Origin of the sequence: Billgrantia saliphila (assembly GCF_002930105.1) — a bacterium.
In the GTDB taxonomy this organism is placed as follows: domain Bacteria; phylum Pseudomonadota; class Gammaproteobacteria; order Pseudomonadales; family Halomonadaceae; genus Halomonas; species Halomonas saliphila.
In genome coordinates this window covers 152,197-172,695 of sequence record NZ_PJRN01000008.1, presented here as the reverse complement: position 1 = coordinate 172,695, position 20,499 = coordinate 152,197, and the positions used below count along the sequence as shown (strand labels likewise).

Below are 20,499 nucleotides of genomic sequence, written 5' to 3'. Positions count from 1 at the left end.
CCGGGTAACATGTAGCGGTTGACCGGTGGGGAGAGAGGCGAGGGTGGAGCAGCGGGGATTCGTGCTGACGCGGCACTGGCAGGATACGCCGAAGGGTACCGAGGTCACCTTCTGGCTGGCGACCGATACCGGTCCGTGCCATGTGCGCCTGCCCATGCAGCCTTCGGTCGCCTTCGTTCCCGTCGAACAACGGGTACAGGCCGAGACGCTGCTTCTAGGCGAGCGCGATGTGGAATTGCGTCCGCTCGATCTGCAGGATTTTCACCAGCGCCCGATACTCGGCCTGTACTGCAGGCAGCATCGCCAGCTGATGCGGATCGAGCGTCGCCTGCGTGAAGCGGGGGTCGAGGTCTACGAGGCCGACGTGCGTCCGCCGGAGCGCTACCTGATGGAACGCTTCATTACCGCGCCGGTAGCGTTCACGGGCGAGACGCGGGCGGATGGCATGCTGGGCGAGGCGCAGCTCAAGCCCGCGCCGGACTACCGGCCGCCGCTTACGCTCTGCTCGCTGGACATCGAGACGGACGAGCGGGGCGAGCTCTACTCGATCGCACTGCAGGGTTGCGGCCAGCGTCAGGTCTACATGCTGGGGCCGGCGAACGGGCAAGGCGGTGACGCGGATCGTGCGCGCGACTTTATCCTCGACTACTGTGCGGATTGCGTTGAGTTGCTGGAACGCATCAATGCCTGGTTTGCCCGGTACGACCCAGACGTCATCGTGGGCTGGAATCTGGTGCAGTTCGACCTGCGGCTGCTGCAGCGGCACGCCGAACGACTGGGTGTGCCGCTACTGCTCGGTCGAGGTGGCGAGCCGCTGGGGCTGCGGGCGCACGCAAGCAGCGCCAATCATCTTTTCGCCTCGGCCCCGGGGCGGCTTATCGTCGACGGGATCGAGGCGCTGCGTCAGGCAGCCTGGCGCTTCTCTTCCTTCAGCCTGGAGAATGTCGCCCAGGAGCTGCTCGGGGAAGGCAAGGCCATCGACAACCCTTACCAGCGTATGGACGAGATCAATCGCATGTTCGCCGAGGACAAGCCGGCGCTGGCCCGCTACAACCTCAAGGACTGCGAACTCGTCCTGCGCATCTTCGAGAAGACCGAACTGATCGACTTTCTGCTCGAGCGCGCCAGCGTGACGGGGTTGCCCGCCGACCGTAGCGGTGGCTCGGTGGCGGCATTTTCACACCTTTATCTGCCGCGCATGCATCGGCTCGGCTACGTGGCGCCCAACCTTCTCCAAGGGCGGGGAGAGCAGGGCGAGAACAGTCCAGGTGGCTTCGTCATGGATTCACGCCCCGGTCTCTACGATTCGGTGCTGGTGCTCGACTTCAAGAGTCTTTATCCCTCCATCATTCGTACCTTCCTGATCGATCCCGTCGGCTTGGTGGTGGGATTGGGGGAGTCTGAGGCCGACACGGTGCCGGGCTTTCGCGGGGCACGCTTCTCGCGCAGCCGGCATGCGCTGCCCGACATGGTGGCCCGAGTATGGGAGGGGCGAGAAGCGGCCAAGCGCGAGGGCAACGCGCCGCTCTCCTACGCGCTCAAGATCATCATGAACGCGTTCTATGGCGTCCTGGGCTCGCGCGGTTGTCGCTTCTTCGATCCTCGCCTGGCATCTTCCATCACGCTGCGCGGCCACGAGATCATGCGTCGCACGCGGGAATTGATCGAATCCGAAGGTTATACCGTTATCTACGGTGACACCGACTCCACTTTCGTGTGGCTGGGGCAGGCACACGAGGAGCACGCAGCCAGGGCCATCGGGATGAGGCTGGCGGAGCGCGTCAACGCCTGGTGGCGCGATCACCTGGCGGGCGAACTGGGCCTCGCGAGCGCGCTGGAACTTCAGTTCGAGACACACTTCCGGCGCTTTCTGATGCCGACCATCCGCGGGGCCGAGGAGGGTAGCAAGAAGCGCTATGCCGGGTTGGTGCGCGAGGCGGATGGCAGCGAGCATGTGGCGTTCAAGGGGCTGGAGACGGTACGCGCCGACTGGTCGCCGCTGGCCAAGGTATTTCAGCAGGAACTTTATCGACGCATCTTCCTGGGAGAGCCGTATCGGGACTACGTGCAGGACTTCGTGAGACGTACCCTGGCGGGCGAACATGATGAGTTGCTGGTCTTTCGCAAGCGCTTGCGGCGTCGGCTGGACGACTATCGGCGCAATGTGCCGCCACACGTGCGTGCCGCGCGCATGGCCGACGAACTCAATGAACGATTGGGCCGACCGCAGCAATACCAGAGCGGCGGCTGGATTCGCTATGTGATGACCGTGGCGGGACCGGAGCCACTGGAGGCACGGCGCTCGTCGATTGATTACCAACACTATGTCGCCCGTCAGCTCCAGCCGGTGGCAGATGCCATCCTGCCCTTTGTCGGGGGCGATTTCACGGCGCTGATCGATCGCCAACTGGGCTTGTTCTAAACGCTTCGTAGGTCATCCGCTTGAGGGAGTGATCCTGGGGTGTCCCACAGCCGGTCCACGGCTGCGGAACGCTTCGCCGTCAAGGAACCGGCGGCGCCAGGAGCGGACTTTCTCTGTCGGATACTCCTTGTCGCATGCCTCGAACAGCTCTTCGAGAAAACGCCGGCGATTGCCGTGCGGCTTGCCGACCATCACCGTGGCGGCGGTAAGCAGTTCCAGAAGTCGACGCCTCTCGCCGCGCTCGAGGCGCCCCAGGACATGACGCTGTTTCGGCCAGTCGACGTCGATATGGTGGTGCTCGCAATCGAAAGTCTCGAGCAGGCGAGCCAGCAGGTAGACGTGATTGGGGTGAGCGTCCTGATGACGCATGATCATCTCACCGAGCGCATGCAGCAAGACGTGGCGCCCGGCCTCGCTCAAAGGCTCCTGCTCCAGAGCAGCGAGCAGTGCCTCGATGGCATGCGGACCCAGCGCCTGCTCCCTGGCTCGGAGCATGATGCGCCAAGTGATGGCGGCATTCCATGCGGCATAGAGCGGCCCGGTGACCAGCGGCAGCAGGCTACGAAGTGCTGCCCGGCCCAGCAGGCGACGTAGCAGCACACGCAGCAGGAAGCTGCTGGCGCCTACCTTCATGCGATACATCACCGCCATGACGATGAGCCGCCAGCGATTCATCTGGGCATAGGGGTCGATGCCGTAGAAGCGATGTCGCGGACTGGGAAATTCCAGGGCGACACGGGACAGGCCGTGCAGGACCAGGCGGGCATGAGGATTACCGCCCAGCGGGGTGTCGGCCAGTCGGCTGATGACGGCAACGCCATGCAATGAATTCCAGTAGAGGAAAGCGATTTCCCCCGCACTGATCAACCCGGCCAGGGCGAGGAAGCCACTCCAGTAGGGCCATTGCGCACCCGGTTCCGTGTCCTCCATGCCGCCGAGCATGCTTTGGCCCAGATACCACTCCATCCCACCGATGAGACCACCCGACATGATCCCGGCCAATGCCGCGCAGGCTACCCTGCGCCGTGTGGTGCGTTCGAGTTCAGCGGGTGTTCGCTGCGATGAGGCCGGTCCGGCACTGCAGCGCTGCAGTAGGGCGGCCGCCCAGCATTCCATTCGGCTGGGGGTCGGAGCGTATTCCTGGTCCGGTCTCGCGTCGGCCATGAGGCGTCATCACTTCCGGTGTGAATGTTTACATAGCGTAGCGTCTTGAAACGAAATGCACGACCGAACTCAAGGAAGCCCTGGCTTGCTGGGATGAAGTAAATTCAAACGTATGCTTGAATGCAGGCGTCGACGTGGTCATGCCCACGTGGGCCAGTAGGTGTTCTATAGTGTGCAGTTTTCGGCATCCCGCATGATTCGGCTTCGTCTCGTGTCAGTTAACGGCCGGGCGGCAAGGGTTGCATCGTTCGACAGGGAGGTGGACATGAAAGCGGCATGGGGGGTTGGGGCTCTGCTGCTCCTGGCGCTGGCCGGGTGCGACGGCAAAGGCGACGATGAATCAGGCGAGCCGGAGCCGCGCGTCGTCAAGCTGATCGAAGTGGGTGCTCAAACCCATGTGCCGAGCCGGCGCTTCGTGGGGCGGGTAGAGGCGGTGCGAACCGTCGATCTGTCGTTTCGCGTCGGCGGGCATCTGGTCGAGCTTCCGCCACGCCAGGGCGAGGTAATTCCTCGCGGCGAGACGATCGCAAGGCTCGACGCCACCGACTACGAGCTGGCAGCCAGGCGTGCCGAGGCCGAGTATGAGCTGGCTCGACGCGAGATGCAGCGTACCCGGCAATTGCTCGAGAGCAACTCGGTTGCCCAGTCGACCTTCGACGAGGTTCGCACCAACTACGAACTCGCCGCGGTGCAGCGAGACAGCGCCCGGCAGGATCTCTCCTACACCTCGATCGAGGCGCCGTTCGATGCGCTCGTCACGCGCCGTCTGGTGGAAAACCACAGCAACGTGCCCCCAATACCGCAGTCGTCCGCGTGCAGGACGTGACGGAGCTTCGGGTCAAGATCAACGTTCCCGAATCGCTCATTCGCCATGTGGACGAACCGGACCGCTTCGCCGTCGAGGCGGAACTGCTCTCCCAGCCGGAGAAGCGCTTCTCGCTGGAGTATCGCGAGCATGTCACGGAGCCGGACGAAGTGGCGCAGACCTATGAGGTCGATTTCGCCATCGTCGATCATGAGCAGAGTGGTGCACGGCCCGGCATGACGGCGTCGGTGTCGATCTCGCTGATCGATGCGGTCGAGCACGGCGCGCTGCTGATACCCGTCGACGCTCTGGACAAGGATAGCGGCGGCGACTTCCGTGTCTGGGTCTATCGCGCCGATGAGCGGCGCGTCGAGCCGCGACAGGTCGTGGTGGGCGAAATACACGGTGAGACGGTGCCGGTACTCGCCGGCCTGCAGCAGGGTGAGCGCATCGTGGCTGCGGGCTCTCATCTGCTGGCCGAAGACGTTCGCGTACGGCCCATGGAAGAGAGCCTCTAAGACCGGGAGCAGGATATGGATATCGCCAAGTCATCCATCGAGCGGCCGATACTCACCTGGCTGATCGTCATCGTCTGTCTGTTCGGCGGCCTCTGGGGATTCACCAACTTGGGCAAGCTCGAGGATCCCTCATTCACCATTCCCAACGCCATCATCAACACGCCATACCCCGGCGCCACCGCTCAGGAAGTCGAGGAGGAAGTCACCGAGCGCCTGGAGATGGCGATTCAGGAACTGCAGCAGATCGACCTGATCGAATCGGTCTCGATGCCGGGACGCTCGGAAATCGAGGTCGAGGTGGCCTCGAACTATCGCAGCCACGAGTTGCCGCAGATCTGGGACGAGCTGCGGCGAAAGGTCAACGATGCCCAGGACGACCTGCCGCAAGGGGCCTTGCCCTCCCAGGTCAACGACGATTTCGGCGAGGTCTACGGCATCTTCTATGCCGTGACCGCCCCCGGCTATTCGCCCGACGAGATCCGCGACATCTCGCGCTTTCTGCAGCGTGAAGTGCTGACCGTCCCCGATGTGGCCCGGGTGGCTACGGCGGGCGAGCGTGAGGAGACGATCTACATCGAGATACCCAACGAGCGTCTTACCACGCTGGGTATCCCCATCGATCATGTAATCAATACGATCCAGACCGAAAACCAGATCACCCAAGCGGGATCGATGCGCATCGGCGACGAGCATGTACGGATCGTGGCGCGTGCCGGCGTGGATAGCGTGGCCAACATCGAGGCGATTCGTATCGGTCGCCCCGGTACCACCGAGCAGGTCTCGTTGATCGATATCGCCAATATCTACCGCCAGCCCCAGGAAGTGCCCGATCACCTGATTCGTCATGACGGCGAGTCGGCCTTCACCCTGGCCGTGGCCGGGGTGGCCGAGGCCAATATCGTCGAGGTGGGCAGAGCGGTGGAGCGCCATCTGGCGTCGCTCGAAGGGCGAATTCCGCTCGGCGTCGAACTCCACCCCATCTACGAGCAGCATCACGTGGTCGACGAGGCGATCAACGATTTCCTGATCAATCTGGCGACATCGGTCGCCATCGTGATCGGCGTGCTCTGCGTATTCATGGGCTGGCGTGTCGGCATGGTGGTCGGCTCGACGCTGCTGTTGACGGTGCTCGGCACGCTGTTCTTCATGTGGATCTTCGAGATCGAAATGGAACGGGTCTCGCTGGGGGCATTGATCATTGCCATGGGCATGCTGGTTGATAACGCCATCGTCGTAGCCGAAGGTATGCTGATCGACATGCAGCGCGGCCAGCCCGTCAAACAGGCCGCCAGCGATGCCGCCAAGCGTACCCAGATCCCGCTGCTGGGGGCCACCGTCATCGGCATTCTGGCCTTCTCCGGCATCGGCCTCTCGGATGACGTCACCGGCGAGTTTCTGTTCTCGCTGTTTGCGGTGATTGCGATCTCGCTGCTGCTGAGCTGGATATTGGCCATCACCGTCACGCCGCTGTTCGGTTTCTATCTGTTCCGCGGGGCGCGGATCCAGAGCGACGGCGACCCCCACGGTGGCTGGCTTTATCGTCTGTATTCCCGCTTTCTCGGGCTGACGCTGCGTCTGCGCGGGTTGACCGTCGTATTGCTGGTCGCGATCACGGTCGCCTGTGCTTGGGGGTTCTCCTTCGTTTCGCAGTCGTTCTTTCCCGACTCGAACACGCCGATGTTCTACGTCAATTACGAACTCCCCCAAGGCAGCGATATCCGCGCCACCCGCCGCGACGCCGAGCGGATCGAAGCCTATCTGCTGGAAAAACCCGGCGTCGAGCATGTCTCGACCTTCGTCGGGCGAGGAGCGACACGCTTCATGCTGACCTACGCGCCGGAACAGCCCGACACGGCCTATGCGCAGTTCCTGGTGCGAGCCGAAAGTCTCGCGCGTATCGACGAGCTCGACCCCGAAGTCTACGCCGAGCTTCGCGCCGAGTTTCCCGAGGCACGGGTACGCACCCAGCGCATTCAGTTCGGCCCGGGAGCGGGCGCACAGATTGAGGCCCGCTTTCACGGCAGCAACCCGGCTGAGCTGCGTCAGTTGGCCAACGAGGCACAAGGCATCATGCATGCAAGCGACAGCCTGATCGACGTGCGGCATGACTGGCGCGAGCAGGAAACCGTCGTGGTGCCGCTGTTCAACGAGGAGCGGGCGCGCATCGCCGGTGTGACTCGCGACGAGCTGGCCCAGACGCTGGAGTTTGCCTCTTCGGGGGTGCGCGCCGGCACCTATCGCGAAGGCGACCACCTGATACCCATCGTGGCACGCCCACCCGACGAGGAGCGGCACGACGTCTCGCGGCTCGAGGATCGCCTGGTATGGAGCAGCGCCGAGCAGCGGTTCATCCCCATCGCCCAGGTGGTAGACGCCTTCGATACACAGAGCGAGGAGGCACTGATCCACCGTCGCAATCGCGTGCGCACGTTGACGGTGCAGGCCGACCCTGCCGAGGGAATCACCGCAGCGGCCGCTCTCTCCACGGTGCGCGAGAACATCGAAGCCATGTCGCTGCCACCGGGGTATTCCCTGTCATGGGGCGGTGAATACGAAAACTCCTCCGACGCCCAGGCGTCGCTGGGGCGGCAATTACCGCTGAGCTTCGTGGCGATGCTGCTGGTGTCGATCTTGCTGTTCGGCAAGCTGCGCCAACCGTTGATCATCTGGTTGGTGGTGCCGATGTCGATCTGCGGCGTGGTGATCGGCCTGCTGCTGATCGGGCTGCCGTTCTCGTTCACTGCGCTGCTGGGGATGCTCAGCCTGTCGGGCATGCTGATGAAGAACGCCATCGTGCTGGTCGACGAGATCGATGCCCAGATTGGCTCGGGGAAAGAGCGTCTGAGTGCGCTGATCGATGCCAGTATCAGCCGTCTGCGGCCCGTGACGCTGGCGGCCGGTACGACCATTCTCGGCATGTTGCCACTGCTGACCGATGCCTTCTTCAACAGCATGGCGGTAACGATCATGGGCGGCCTGGCCTTTGCCTCGCTCTTGACCCTGTTCGCCGTCCCGGTGTTCTACTCTCTGTTCTTCGGCATTCCCTATCGGCGAGCCAGCGCCGCGGGTGAGGGCGAAAGTAGGGGGGAGGCCGGTGTCGTGTGAGCGGCGGAGCGAGCCGCCGTATCGGGCGGCGGCTCCTCGTCGGGCCCTGCATACTGATAGTAGGGGAGCGAGGAGCTCACGCAGCCTCTGCGCGCGGCTTCGAGTTCGTCCCGCAGGACGATCTGCAGCTGATCGGGCTGGAGGTTGGGACGGGGATCGGCCTGGAGGTAGGGCGTCAGGATCGACTCCATGCCCTTGAGTACCTGGACTGGCAGGGCGGAGGTGAAGCGGAAATTCGCCGCGGCGTCGCCCGCGACGTAGGCGGTCAGGGTGCCGAAGTGATCCTCGCCGAGATAGAACACGAAAGTGGCGGTTCGGTTGCGTGCGCGCGATTCGATGATCTGGCCGCTGCGGGTCACGGTCTCGATGCGGTTGTCGCCGGTGCCGGTTTTCCCCCCCAAGGCGAGCTCGCTGCCGTCGGCACCTGCAAAGCTGCCATGCAAACGCCGGGCGGTACCGCTCTCCACCACATCGGCCAGCGCTTCGCGCAGGACAGCGGCCACTTCCGGTGCCATGACCTGGCGAGAACGCTCGGCCACCGGCAGGAAACGGGTCTCATAGGGCGTTCCCGCGGCGAAGTGCAGTTCGTCGATGCGCAAGGTGGGAAATTGCACACCATCGTTGAGGATGATGCCCATCAGTTCCGCCAGTGCCGCTGGGCGATCTCCCGAGGAGCCCACGGCAGTAGCCAATGACGGTACCAACTGGCCGAAAGGATAACCCAGCCGCTGCCAGCGCTGTTGAATGTCGAGGAACGCCTCGACTTCCAGCATGGTGCGGATACGCACGTCGCGAGCGCTGCGATGGCGGGTGCGGAACAGCCAGCCATACACTTCCTGACGTTCCTCGGCGCTGGCGGAGATGGCTTCGCCTAGGCCTGCCTGCGGTCGGTCGAGCAGGAAGCCGAGCAACCACAGCTCCAGTGGATGCACCTTCGCGATGTAGCCCTGGTCCGACAGGGTGTGGTTGTCGGGGGCGTAGCGCTCGTAGAGCGCCTCGACGCTATCGGCACCAGGCACCGCATCGGCAGGCAGCCACCGCTGCAGGAAGCTGGCCAGATCATCGCGGTCGGCCTCGGGAAAGAGATAGCGATGCACCGCCGCCAGGCGTGAAGGGGTGCGGCTCAGTCCGGTAACGAACGCATGCAGGCGCTCATCGCTATCCAGGTTGCGGTACTTGTTCCAGAAGCGCTGGAGGAAGGTGCGTCCCTCGCGGTCGGCGAATCGGCGCAGGTACGCCTCGCGGCGCGGGTCGTTGTCGTCCTCGAGCAGTGGAGTACGCGATTCCTCGTGGTGAATGCTATAGCGCACCAGGTCCCGCATCAGGCGAATGAACGGAAGATTGAGCGATTCGCGCATGGCCTCGGTGAGCGTCGCATTGCGGCCATTGTCCTCACGGCGGAAATTGCTGAACGTGTGACGCCCGCCGCCGGTAAAGAAGGCTTCAGACGGACTCGCCGAATAACGGCGCTGCATGGCGTCGGCCAGGAGCGTCTCGAGGGCGATATCGGGGGTTTCGATGAGCAGATCCAGCACCCAGCGGCTGAGCACATCCTGTCGATCCACCTCGACTTCCCGCAGCGCATCGATGCTCTTGCCGGCATGACGTCCATGCAGTTCCGCGATGACTTCCAGGTAGTGGGCCATGACCCGCAGCTTGGCAGTGGAGCCAAGTTCCAGCTTGCTGCCCTCGTTGATATCGAAAGGCTGGTCGGTATTGTCGGTTTGCACCCGTACCATGAAACCGGCATCCGTCCGTTCGAACAGAGTGAAACTGTAGCGTACGTCCCCGGTGCTCTCGGGCGAGAGCATTCGTTCGCCCAGTAGTCCGATTTCGGCGGCGAACTCGGGCTCGGCGAGGTGATGCAGGTATGCGGTGACTTCGCGCTGGAGCCTGCCATCGAGCGTGGTACGTGCCGAGAGGTCGAGGCGATCCAGATCGTAGAGCGGTACGTCGAGCAGCCCGGCGAGTCGCTGCCGAGCGACCCGAAGCCCTCTATCGGGTGTGACGTTCAGGTCGAAGGGTTGCTGCTGGGGGTCGCGGAATACGAGCTGCTGGGCCAACGCCGCCTGGGCGATATCGGACGGCACGATCCCTTCGTCGACGAGTAGCCGTAGATGGCTGTCGGTCAATCTCTCCAGTGCCTGACGTCCCCCCGACAGATACCAAGAAGGACGTCGTTGCGCGATCATCAGGGCCACCACCTGGCGCAGGGCCAGCCCTTGCGCCTGACGATCCTCGGTCTCGTCGAAGTCGGTCGACAAGCGCTGGTTGAGTGTGTCGAAGTCCGCGCCGAACCAGGCCCAAAGGCCATCGCCCAGGCCGTGCACCTCGCCGTAGCCCGGCGCCGCCGATAGCGGTACGGAGTTGAGGTAATCCAGCGCCACATCCTGGCGAGCCGTGAGGGTCTGGGGGCCATGGCGGTAACTGCGTACGCTGGCCGAGACCATCTGTCGCAGCTTTTCGCGCGGCGATCCCGTCAGGCCGCGTGGCGAATGGCGGTACTTTTCCAGCTGAGTCGCCAGCGTGCTGCCGCCCGCCGCCTGGCCGGGCAGGTCAAGCGCACGGCCGACCTGAGAGATGGCCGCCTTGGTGAAGCGCGGCCAGTCCACCGCAGGATTGGCATAGGGGCTGCTGTTATCGAGCAACTGTCGATTCTCGATATAGAGCAATACCTGCAGCACCAGGGAGGGGATGGCCTCGAAGTGGGAATATTGACGCTGCGGATGGCGGAAACTGTAGAGCGTATCCCCGCGACATTCTGTCAGGGTGAGGCCGGCCTGGGTCTTTTCGGGGTAGGGGGGGAAGAAGCCCCAGTGGGCATAATCGAGCAGTGCGGGTGAAAAACGTGCCTGTTCGGTGATTTCGTAGCCGCGTGAATAAAGACGCTCTTCGAAGTCCGGTAACCGGGCGTATCCCAGGCGCTGATCGAACGGGCCGTGATCGGGATACGCGATGCTATCGCTTTTGCCTGAATTGAGGGCATAGCGAAGCGTAGCCGCGTAGCGCGACAATTCCTGTGCCTGGAAATGCGACGTCTTGGCTTCGGCCACCAGCAGCGTGGCCAGCGACACTCCGAACAGACCGAACAGTACGCCAAGGACGATCCACAAATAACGATGACTGGCATCCGGGCGCACCGCCGGCTCGAGCCGAGGCTCCTCGAGAAAAGGAGAACGGGGCTCGAGCGACTCGCCACCTTCAAGCCACGACACGTCGGACGCTCCCCGGCGTGACGAAGAACCGCGCACACCCATGCGTCACTCCCACCCGACCGCGACTTATAAGTTGTTTGTAGCGCAGCCGGACAGGGCAATAAAGAGCTGTTACAAAAAAAAGAGCGGTTACAAATAGGATTGTTACAAATGGTGTTGTTATAAATAGAGAAACTCAGCCGTTTCGATAAACGCCGAAGTGGGTCATTCCCCGGTCGTGCAGATGCAGCGCTTGCATGCGGCTCATGACGCCCTGGTCGCAATAGAGCAAATAGCGACGGTCGTCGGGGAGTGTTTCGGCGCGCGCCTGCAATTCGAAGAAGGGGATCTCCAGGCACTCGACATTCTCGAGCGACAGCGGTGCCGCTTCCCGTTCGGCCGGGGGACGGATATCGATTACGCTGATCGGAGCATCACGCGCCGCCACCGCCTGCAGGTCGCTGACCACCTCGAGGACGGGTGCGTCGGTTGGCAGCGACTCCATGAGACGGTCGGAGCGAGTCGTGGTCGCATTCGCGACCGCGGCGTCCAGCACGCCAAAATCGAAGTTTTCCTCGGCGTCGACCACCTTGTCGCGGCGGGCCTGTGTATTGGGTCGCTGGGACACGGCCCCGCACACTTCCGGCATGGTCTCGGCGAAGCGCGCAGTGCCGATCTGCCGAGCGGTATCGATGATCGTCTGCTTATCCTCGGCGATCAGCGGACGCAGAATGGGCAGTTCGCTGGCTTCGTCTATAAGGACCAGGTTGGTCAGGCTCTGGCTCGACACCTGGGCGATGGCATCGCCGGTCACCAGTATGGGAATGCGCGAACGTGCCGCGATGCGGCTGGCCGCGCGTACCATCATGCGCTTCAGCACGACACCGATCAGCCCGTCGGGAATGCTGCGCTGTAGCTCCCCGACCACGCCCTCGAAGGGCACCGAGATGAACTTGACCCGATGCGATCGACCGTAGGTTTCCCAGAGATGATGGCAAACCTCGCGTACCGCCGCTTCATGGCCGGCTCCTCCGAGCTCGAAAAATAGCAAATGAGTCTTGATACCACGACGCATCATCTTCCAGGTGGCGACGGGTGAATCGTAACCGCCCGAAATCAGCGACAGGGCCTGGCCCTGTAGCCCCAGTGGGTAGCCGCCAAGCCCCGGCCAACGCTGGCGCACCAGGCGCAGCCGGTCGTCGACCACCTCCACACGCACATCCACGTCGGGTTCCTTGAGCTGCACTCGAGAGTCGGGCGCGGCGTCGAGCAGCTCCCGTCCGAGGTGGCGCTCCAACTGCTCGGAGGAAAAGTCGTGCTCCCCGCGGCGTTTCACCGTGATGCGGAAAGTGCGGCCGGCGATTGCCTCGCGCCATACCGGCAGCAGGCGCTCGGTGGTATCGGCAAAGGAGTGGAACGGAACCTCTTCGACGCTCTGGATCTCGTGGATACCCGGAATGTGGCGAAGCATTTCTTCGAGCTGGCGACGCCACTCGGGAGTGGCCTCACTCGGGATTCTCACCTTCAGGGCATCCCAGCCGCCCTGAACATGTACCGCATCGCCGAGAGGACGAAGCACGTTGCGTATATTTCCCACCAGGCAGCGGGTCATCTGCCGACGCACAGAGCGCGACTTGATGGTGATCTCGGGAAACAGTTTGAGCAGGTAATACATGGGCATGCACTTGTAAAATTTCTGGAAAACAATTGCTTGCCATTATACCAGAGGGAAGGCCGCAGGACCCGATCGGTTCCTGTGCAAGCGGAATGGACGAAGGATGAGAGAAGCCGGGCGGTTTGGCGCCCGGCTGGGGCGGCGCTCGAACTCAATAAAGGGCTTGCTCCTCGCTGACCACTTCCTTCAGCAGCTCCAGAAAGAGTTTGTCGGCTTCCGAATGTTCCTGGGGGTCTTCGGGAATGTGCACGCTGGTGGTGTCGGATATCTCGTTGGCGATGCGCGCCATGACATCGTCGGGCTTGCCCTCGCCGAGGTGTCGGCGGGCGATCTCCAACGAGTTCTCGAGGATGCGGGGTTCCTGCAGCAGTTTCTTGATGAAACCGCGCAGCTCGTAGATGACGCGCGTCTTTTGAATCTCGGATGAAGCGGACATGGCGGTCTCCTCGTGCTGGTGGCCGTGTCGACATGGGCTGACGATAGCATGTTTGGCAATGTCAGGAGAGCGATGCGGGTAGTCACAGGGTGTGCTGAACCGCGCCTAATCAAGTACTTGATAGAAGTCATGCGAAAGGTTGACACGCAAGGTTTAAAAATTGTTGGCGAAACCGAAAAGCTCGGTTACGCTGCCTTACAAAACTGCGTACAGAGGCCTGCTTTCTCATCATTTTGTTACATAAAAGTAACATAGTGGTATGAGAACGAATCAGGTGGAGACGAGTTTCGATAGGGAATCGGGAAAGGATGCACCGTCCGGTCTGACCGGATGAGCCCCGCCATAACAAGAAAACAACCTCTACTGCCAGTCGGCCTCGCCGTACTCAAGGGGGCGGCCGAATCATGATCAGGGAACACCCATGAAGAATGCTATCGACTTATCTCATGTCCACCAGCTTGCCAAGGCTGTCGTGGTGGGCTCCTCGTTGTCGCTACTGCCCATCGCCGCCGCCGTGGCGCAAACCCTGCCGCCGGGCCTGGCGGCGCCGGGTTCCAGCGATCTCCAGCAAGTGGTACGCCAGGCACTGGTCACCAATCCCGAGGTGAAGGCCGCCTGGAACGGCCTCAGTGCAGCCGGCCATGATGCCGATGTGGCGCGCGGCAACTATCTGCCGAGCCTAGACCTGTCGGCCGGTATCGGGCGCGAGGAGCGGGAAGGGGATGGTCGCGGAAGCTACGACACGGATTTCGCCGAACTGCGCCTCAGCCAAATGATCTACGATGGCTTTGCCACCCGCAGCGAAGTCGAGCGGCTCGACCGTGCGCAGCTGGTGCGTTACTACGAATTGCTCGGTGCCAGCGAGAACGTGGCGCTGGAAGCCGCTCGTGCCTATCTGGACGTACGCCGTTACCGCGAGCTGGTAGGGCTTGCCCAAGGCAACTATGCCGATCACCTGCGCGTATTCAATCAGATCGAGGATCGTGTACGTTCCGGTGCCGGGCGTGGCGTCGATCTGGAGCAGATCAGCGGTCGTCTTGCGCTGGCTGAGTCCAACCTGATGACCGAGGCGTCCAACTTGCACGACGTGACGGCACGCTATCAGCGTATCGTCGGTACGCTGCCCGCGGAGGACTTGGCGCCGGCACCGCAGCTCGACGACCGCCTACCGCCTTCGGTGGCCGAGGCAGTCGATCTGGCTTTCCAGGGCAACCCCGACTTCCATGCCGCCATCGAGAACATCGAGGCGGCCCGCGCGGAACATTCCGGCACCCGCTCGGCCTTCCAGCCGCGTCTCGATCTGCGTGGCCGCACGGGAACCAACAACAACGAGACGGGTTACGACGGCTTCGGACGTCGCGACCGGCACAGCATCGAGCTGGTCGCGAGCATGAACCTGTATCGTGGCGGTAGCGATCTGGCCTCGTTCCGGGCCGCTAGCGATCGCGTCGAACAGGCAATCGACCAGCGCGACCTGGCTTGCACCAACGTGCGCCAGACCACCCAGATCGCGTTTAACGACACCCGTCGTCTGCGCGAACAGCTTCGCTATCTCAACGAGCATCGTCAGTCGATCGACCGGGTTCGCGGCGCCTACCAGCAGCAGTTCGATATCGGCCAGCGCACGCTGCTGGACGTGCTGGACAGCGAGAACGAATACTTCGAGGCGGGCCGCGCCTACATCAATGCCGAGTACGATATTGCCTTGGCCGATGCCCGCACATTGGCCGCCATGGGCCAGCTCATGCAGTCGCTTGGGGTGATGCGTGACGATATGCCGACCCTGGCGGAGCTGGGCAGCGACGGCATCGAGCTCGACCCGGACACGCTCTGCCCGGTGGAAGGTCCCCAAGGCTACACACTTGCCGACTTCACGCGTGGCGTCAGCGCGCCGGCACCGACCCGTGCCCCCGACATCACGCTTTCTGCCGACGCCCTGTTCGCCGTCAACAGCGCCGAACTGGGGCCCGATTCGCGCCAGGAGCTGACCGAGTTGGCCGAGCGGATTCGTGCGCGTACCGATCTGGCTCGTGTGTTCATTGCCGGTCATGCCGACAGCACAGGTGGCGATGCGATCAACGATCCGCTGTCCCAGCGTCGTGCCGACAGCGTGGCCGACTACCTGGCGAGTCAGGGCGTCGATCGCAGCCTGATCGAGACTCGCGGCTACGGCTCGCGCCGGCCGGTCGCTGGCAACGATAGCGTCGAAGGCCGTCGCCAGAATCGGCGCGTGGAAGTGACTCTCGAGCGTGTGGGCGAAAACCTCGACATGACGTTCTGGCCGGGCGAAGCCCGCACGGCCGAACTGGCGGAGTCGAGCATTGCCGAGGCTTGGGCCGCCGAGCGGCCCGTGGCGAGCGTCTACGGAGAGCTTGAGAACGGCCAGACGATGGCGGCCGATATGGCGCCGAAGACCGGGCCGGGCACTTACCTGCAAGTCGTGGCGCTGCGCGATTCCATCAAGGCGGAACACGTCGGCAGCGAACTGAGCGGAGCGCTGTCCCAGCCGTCGCGACTGGTGAGCAGTTCCGGCTTGCATCGGGTCCAGCTTGGTCCGATCGCCGACGATGCCGATCTGACTGTCTTGCGCTCCGAACTCGAGCGTCTCGGTTATGACGGCAGCTACATCGTGCAGGGCTGAAAGGCCTGGGGCTGACGTCGCCTCGCATCCGACGTATTGCGTGCGGTGACGTCCCGATTCATCAAGCCCTGGGTGATGGCCCGCTACCGGCCATTGCCCTATGCCCCGTCCGGCTCGCTGCCGGGCGGGACTTACCCCCGAGGTCCACGTGACGCAGCAAGAAATTCTGGATTCCTCCCTGGGACTCCCGCGTTCGGCAGTACATGACGAACTGCTCGAATGCCTGCAAGCCGTGGCGCATGCCCACGACCACACGGTCACTCCCGATTCGCTGACCGCCGGTTTGCCCTTGGAAGAGGGGCGGCTCACCCCCGGCGTCTTTCCGCGTGCGGCCGCCAGAGCAGGCATGACGGCGCGCATCGTCAAGAGTCGCCTGGTTCAGCTCAATCCAGCCCTGTTTCCCGTGGTGTTGCTGCTCGAGCCCGGTCGCGCCTGTGTGTTGCAGGCTCTGGATATAAAGGCCCGTCGGGCGCAGGTGATCTTCCCTGAACTCGGCGACGCCGTAACCGAGGTCGAACTGGACGGCTTGGCGGACAGCTATAGTGGACAGGCGATCTATGTCCGCCCACGCTTCCGCTTCGATGCGCGTGGACCCGAGGTCGGCAAGCAGCGTTCGCGCCATTGGTTCTGGGGCGTGATTCGCGAGAGTCGCCGTCTCTACCGCGATGTCGTCGCCGGCTCCGTGATCATCAACCTATTTGCCGTGGCGATGCCGCTATTCGTGCTCAACGTCTACGACCGTGTGGTGCCCAATCATGCCACCGAGACGCTGTGGGTGCTGGCGGCGGGCATCTTCGTCGTTCTCTGCTTCGATCTCGCGCTGCGCCTGATGCGCAGCGCCTTCATAGATCTGGCCGCCAGTCGGGCCGATGTCAAACTGTCGTCACGAATCATGGCGCAGGCCCTGGGGCTGCGCATGGAGGCGCGTCCCGCCTCGACGGGCTCCTTCGCCTCGACACTGCAATCCTTCGAATCCGTGCGCGCCTTCATAGGCTCGGCAACCGTAGTGGCGCTGGTCGACCTGCCTTTCGTACTGTTCTTCGCTGCCATCATCGCGTTAATCGGGCCGCCCTTGGTGCTGCCGGTACTGGCCGGTATCGTTTTCGTGCTGCTCTACGCCTTGGCGGCACAGGGCAAGTTGCACGAGCTTTCCGAAACTACCTGGCGAGTCAGCGCCCAGCGCAACGCTATGCTGGTCGAATCGATATCGCACCTGGAGACGGTCAAGACACTGCGGGCAGAGAGCCGATTGCAGGGTTCCTGGGAAAAGGCCAGTGCATTCCTCTCCAGAACTTCGGCCCAGCTACGCCTGGTCAGTACTTCCGTCTCCAACGTGGCTATGTGGGCACAGCACACCGTAGCGGTGGCAGTGATCCTGATGGGGGTCTACCTGATCATCGAAGGCGACTTGACCCAGGGTGGCCTGATCGCCGCCTACATGTTGTCGTCTCGCGCCATGGCACCGGTAAGCCAGGCGGCAGCGCTGCTGGCGCAGTATCACCAGTCGGCCACGGCGCTGCAGTCGCTCGAGGGCGTCATGCAGCGCCCCGTGGAGCGCCCCGAAGGCAAGGCCTTCATCAGTCGCCCGGTCATAAGCGGCGAGATCCGCTTCGACAAGGTCTCTCTGCGCTATCCGGACGAAGAGCGCGATGCGCTGCGCGACATTTCGTTGAAAATCGAGCCGGGCGAGAAGGTCGCACTGCTCGGGCGAGTCGGCTGCGGCAAGACCACGCTCAACAAGTTGCTGCTGGGTCTGTACGCCCCCACGGCCGGGTCGATCACGATCGACGGAGTCGACCTACGCCAGTTCGATCCGGTGCAGTTGCGACGCCATATCGGCTACGTGCCGCAGGACGTCAGCCTGTTCTTCGGCACGCTGCGTGACAACATCGTGGCAGGGGGCGGAAGCGACGGTGTCGATGACGAGGCGCTACTCAGGTCGATCCATCTCAGCGGCTTGGAGGATCTGGTCAATAGCCACCCGCAGGGCATCGACCTGCAGGTGGGCGAACGCGGCCAGATGCTGTCCGGGGGGCAGCGCCAGTCCGTGGCGATTGCTCGGGCGCTGGTGCACGACCCGCGAATCCTCCTGCTCGACGAGCCCACCAGTTCGATGGACCACGCCAGCGAGGAGGCCTTCAAGGCCAACCTCAAGCAATACGGGGAAGGCAAGACCCTGCTCGTGGTGACCCATCGGACGTCGTTGCTGTCGCTGGTCGATCGCATCATCGTGATCGACGCCGGCAAGGTGGTGGCCGACGGCCCGCGGGACAAGGTGGTGGAGGCTCTGCGCAAGGGCCAGATCGGGAGGGCCGGCTGATGGCGGCACCGCAAGCGAAAGCTCGCAAGAGCGCCGAGCAGCAGGGCTTCGAGGCGATCGGTCGCTTCTCCGACGTGGGCGGCAAGGCGTTTCGGCCCTTCATCGATCGCCTATTCGCCAAGCGCGTCACCTCCGCACACCTCAATCGCGACTGGAGCAGTGACGCCGACTGGGCGCGATTGCAGCAGGATCCCATGCGCGCACGTGCCCTCCTGTATGTCGTGCTGTGCGCCGTCGCCGCCCTCGTCACGTGGTCCTATTTCGCCTCGATCGACGAGGTGACGCGCGGGATCGGCCGCGTCATTCCTTCGAGCCAGCTGCAGAAGGTGCAGTCCTTCGACGGTGGTGTGGTACAGGAGATCCTGGTACGCGAAGGGCAGCTCGTCGAGACCGGGCAAGTGCTGATGCGTATCGATCCCACCCGCTTCGTGGCCAACTTCCGCGAGAACCGTGCCCAGGCATTGGCCCTGCGGGCAAGGGCCGAGCGGCTGCGCGCCCTGGTGACCGACACCTCTTTCGAACCCGACGAGTCACTGCGTGCCGAAGCGCCCGAGATCGTCGTCCAGGAGCGTGCCGTGTACGAGAGCCGGCGCGAGGAGTTGCGCGAACAGGAAAGCATCCTGCGCGATCGCATTCGTCAGCGCGAGGAGGAGCTCAACGAAGCCAAGGCGCGACGCGACACCGCACAACGCGAGGCCAACATGGCCGGCCAGGAATTGAATCTGACCCGTCCGCTGCTGCAGTCGGGGGCGGTATCGGAAGTCGATATCCTGCGTCTCGAGCGGGAAGTGTCCCGCGCCACCGGCGAGCGCAACCAGGCGGCTGCCGCGGTGGCGCGTCTCGAGGCGGCCGTCGAGGAGGCGCGCACGCAACTGCGCGAAGTCGGCGCGGAGCGACGCAGCGAATGGCGCAACGACCTGGCCCAGGTGCTTGGCGATCTCGGTGCGCTGGATGAATCGAGCGCGGGCCTGCAGGACCGGGTCAGGCTGGCTGAGGTTCGCTCGCCGGTGGATGGTGTCGTCCAGCGGTTGGGTATCACCACGCTTGGCGGCGTGGTGCAGCCCGGCCAGGAGGTCGTGGACATCGTGCCCAGTGGCGATCAGTTGCTGGTCGAGGCGCGCATCGCACCGCAGGACATTGCTTTTCTCCGCCCGGGACAGCCCGCCACGATCAAGCTCACCGCCTATGACTTCGCCATCTTCGGCGGACTGGAGGCTGAGCTCGACCATATCAGCGCGGACACCATCACCGACGACAAGGACAACACCTTCTACCTGGTGCGGGTAAGAACGGTGGAGGGGGAAGGCCTGGGTAGCGATATCCAGGTCATACCCGGCATGACGGCTCAGGTCGACATCATGACGGGCAAGCGCACCGTGATGCAGTACATGCTCAAGCCTGTCCTCAGGGCATGGAGCGACTCCATGGGGGAACGCTGATGGTCCATCTGTTTGTCGCGCGCAGGCGTGACGAGATTCCGCGCTGGCGTAACGCCTTCCCGGAGGCGCGCCTGGTCAATGCCGACCAGGCACGTGTCATGGCGGCCGCCGGCGATAGGATTTGGCTCATGACGGATTGCCCCGAATGGTCGCCTCTGGCCTCTTACCTGGCGAGCCGAGGCGCCATCGTGGTCGTGATGGCGTTGACGCCGAGCGATCAAGAGGCGCTACAGGCGCTGCAGGCCGGGGCCCGGGGCTATATCCATGCACTCTCGCCGGCCGAGCTGCTGCTGCAGGTGGCGCTGGTTACCGGCAATCAAGGAATCTGGGTGCCCGCCGAGCTGCTCGGTCGCGTGCTCGGCGCCACTTTCAAGGGGCTGGGGGGCGCCGAACGCCTTCCTCGCGAGAGCCTGGCGGCCCTGACCGAGCGCGAGCGAGCCGTGGCGATGGCGGTGGCGGAGGGGCTTAGCAACAAGGCGGTGGCGCGTCAGCTCGATATTACCGAGCGTACGGTCAAGGCCCATCTAGGTGCCGTGTTTCGCAAGCTGGCCGTACGCGACCGCATGCAGCTGGCGCTCATGCTGGCGAGACAGGGTGAAAGGGTTTCCTGAGGTCGCTTCTTCTGATTGTCATTAGCAAAGGCTTACCGAAATTTTGGTAAGCCTTTTCGCTTATGTCTGGCTGCCATACCACGGACCCTGTCCTTCGGTCCAATATTCATGTCACGTTGCGTAACTTAATGTGACAGCGTGAACCGAATAGCCTCCGCTGATCGGACAA

The 20,499-nt window shown here is 63.4% G+C and carries 12 protein-coding genes; 8 read left to right on the top strand and 4 right to left on the bottom strand.

Annotation, left to right across the window (positions count from 1 at the left end):
• Positions 1-43: 43 nt before the first annotated feature.
• Positions 44-2,422 (top strand): DNA polymerase II, encoded by a 2,379-nt coding sequence (locus CYJ07_RS11120; protein WP_104203766.1) that lies wholly within the window; start codon positions 44-46, stop codon positions 2,420-2,422.
• 12 nt (positions 2,423-2,434) lie between these two features.
• Here CYJ07_RS11120 and CYJ07_RS11115 read toward each other — a convergent pair whose 3' ends face one another.
• On the bottom strand, positions 2,435-3,586 hold the full coding sequence (locus CYJ07_RS11115) for an LBF_2804 family protein (protein ID WP_156085492.1): 1,152 nt from the start codon (positions 3,584-3,586) through the stop codon (positions 2,435-2,437).
• Positions 3,587-3,851: 265 nt separating this feature from the next.
• Between CYJ07_RS11115 and CYJ07_RS20615 the strand changes: the two genes are divergently transcribed.
• Genes CYJ07_RS20615 through CYJ07_RS11105 form a run of 3 tightly spaced genes read left to right on the top strand, consistent with a single transcriptional unit; the run spans position 3,852 to position 8,014 of the window.
• Complete coding sequence (locus CYJ07_RS20615) at positions 3,852-4,412, top strand: efflux RND transporter periplasmic adaptor subunit (protein WP_231489612.1); 561 nt, start codon at positions 3,852-3,854, stop codon at positions 4,410-4,412.
• Entirely contained in the window at positions 4,409-4,909 is a 501-nt protein-coding gene (locus CYJ07_RS20610) for an efflux RND transporter periplasmic adaptor subunit (protein ID WP_231489611.1), read from the top strand. Before CYJ07_RS20615 ends, CYJ07_RS20610 begins: the two co-directional genes overlap by 4 nt.
• A gap of 15 nt (positions 4,910-4,924) precedes the next feature.
• Positions 4,925-8,014, top strand: a complete 3,090-nt coding sequence (locus CYJ07_RS11105; protein WP_104203764.1) for an efflux RND transporter permease subunit — start codon at positions 4,925-4,927, stop codon at positions 8,012-8,014.
• Here the strand turns inward: CYJ07_RS11105 and CYJ07_RS11100 are convergent.
• From CYJ07_RS11100 to CYJ07_RS11090, 3 genes are all read right to left on the bottom strand, one after another.
• Positions 7,954-11,229 (bottom strand): transglycosylase domain-containing protein, encoded by a 3,276-nt coding sequence (locus tag CYJ07_RS11100; protein ID WP_197038324.1) that lies wholly within the window; start codon positions 11,227-11,229, stop codon positions 7,954-7,956. The genes CYJ07_RS11105 and CYJ07_RS11100 overlap by 61 nt on opposite strands.
• Positions 11,230-11,404: 175 nt before the next feature.
• Complete coding sequence (thiI, locus tag CYJ07_RS11095; RefSeq protein WP_104203762.1) at positions 11,405-12,883, bottom strand: tRNA uracil 4-sulfurtransferase ThiI; 1,479 nt, start codon at positions 12,881-12,883, stop codon at positions 11,405-11,407.
• A gap of 151 nt (positions 12,884-13,034) precedes the next feature.
• The gene (locus CYJ07_RS11090) at positions 13,035-13,319 is read right to left on the bottom strand and encodes a hypothetical protein (protein ID WP_104203761.1); all 285 of its coding nucleotides are present in this window, start codon (positions 13,317-13,319) and stop codon (positions 13,035-13,037) included.
• Between the two features lie 421 nt (positions 13,320-13,740).
• Here CYJ07_RS11090 and CYJ07_RS11085 point away from each other — a divergent pair, with 421 nt between their 5' ends.
• The 4 genes from CYJ07_RS11085 (at position 13,741) to CYJ07_RS11070 (ending at position 20,330) form a co-directional block, all read left to right on the top strand.
• Positions 13,741-15,960 carry a TolC family outer membrane protein gene (locus tag CYJ07_RS11085; RefSeq protein WP_104203760.1) on the top strand — a complete coding sequence of 740 codons (2,220 nt, stop codon included), beginning with the start codon at positions 13,741-13,743 and terminating at the stop codon, positions 15,958-15,960.
• Positions 15,961-16,108: 148 nt separating this feature from the next.
• The gene (locus CYJ07_RS11080) at positions 16,109-18,280 is read left to right on the top strand and encodes a type I secretion system permease/ATPase (protein ID WP_231489610.1); all 2,172 of its coding nucleotides are present in this window, start codon (positions 16,109-16,111) and stop codon (positions 18,278-18,280) included.
• Positions 18,280-19,719: an HlyD family type I secretion periplasmic adaptor subunit gene (locus CYJ07_RS11075; protein WP_104203758.1), complete on the top strand. Its 1,440-nt coding sequence runs from the start codon at positions 18,280-18,282 to the stop codon at positions 19,717-19,719. The genes CYJ07_RS11080 and CYJ07_RS11075 overlap by 1 nt, the downstream gene beginning before the upstream one ends.
• The gene (locus CYJ07_RS11070; RefSeq protein WP_104203757.1) at positions 19,719-20,330 is read left to right on the top strand and encodes a response regulator transcription factor; all 612 of its coding nucleotides are present in this window, start codon (positions 19,719-19,721) and stop codon (positions 20,328-20,330) included. Before CYJ07_RS11075 ends, CYJ07_RS11070 begins: the two co-directional genes overlap by 1 nt.
• The last annotated feature ends 169 nt before the right edge of the window (positions 20,331-20,499 follow it).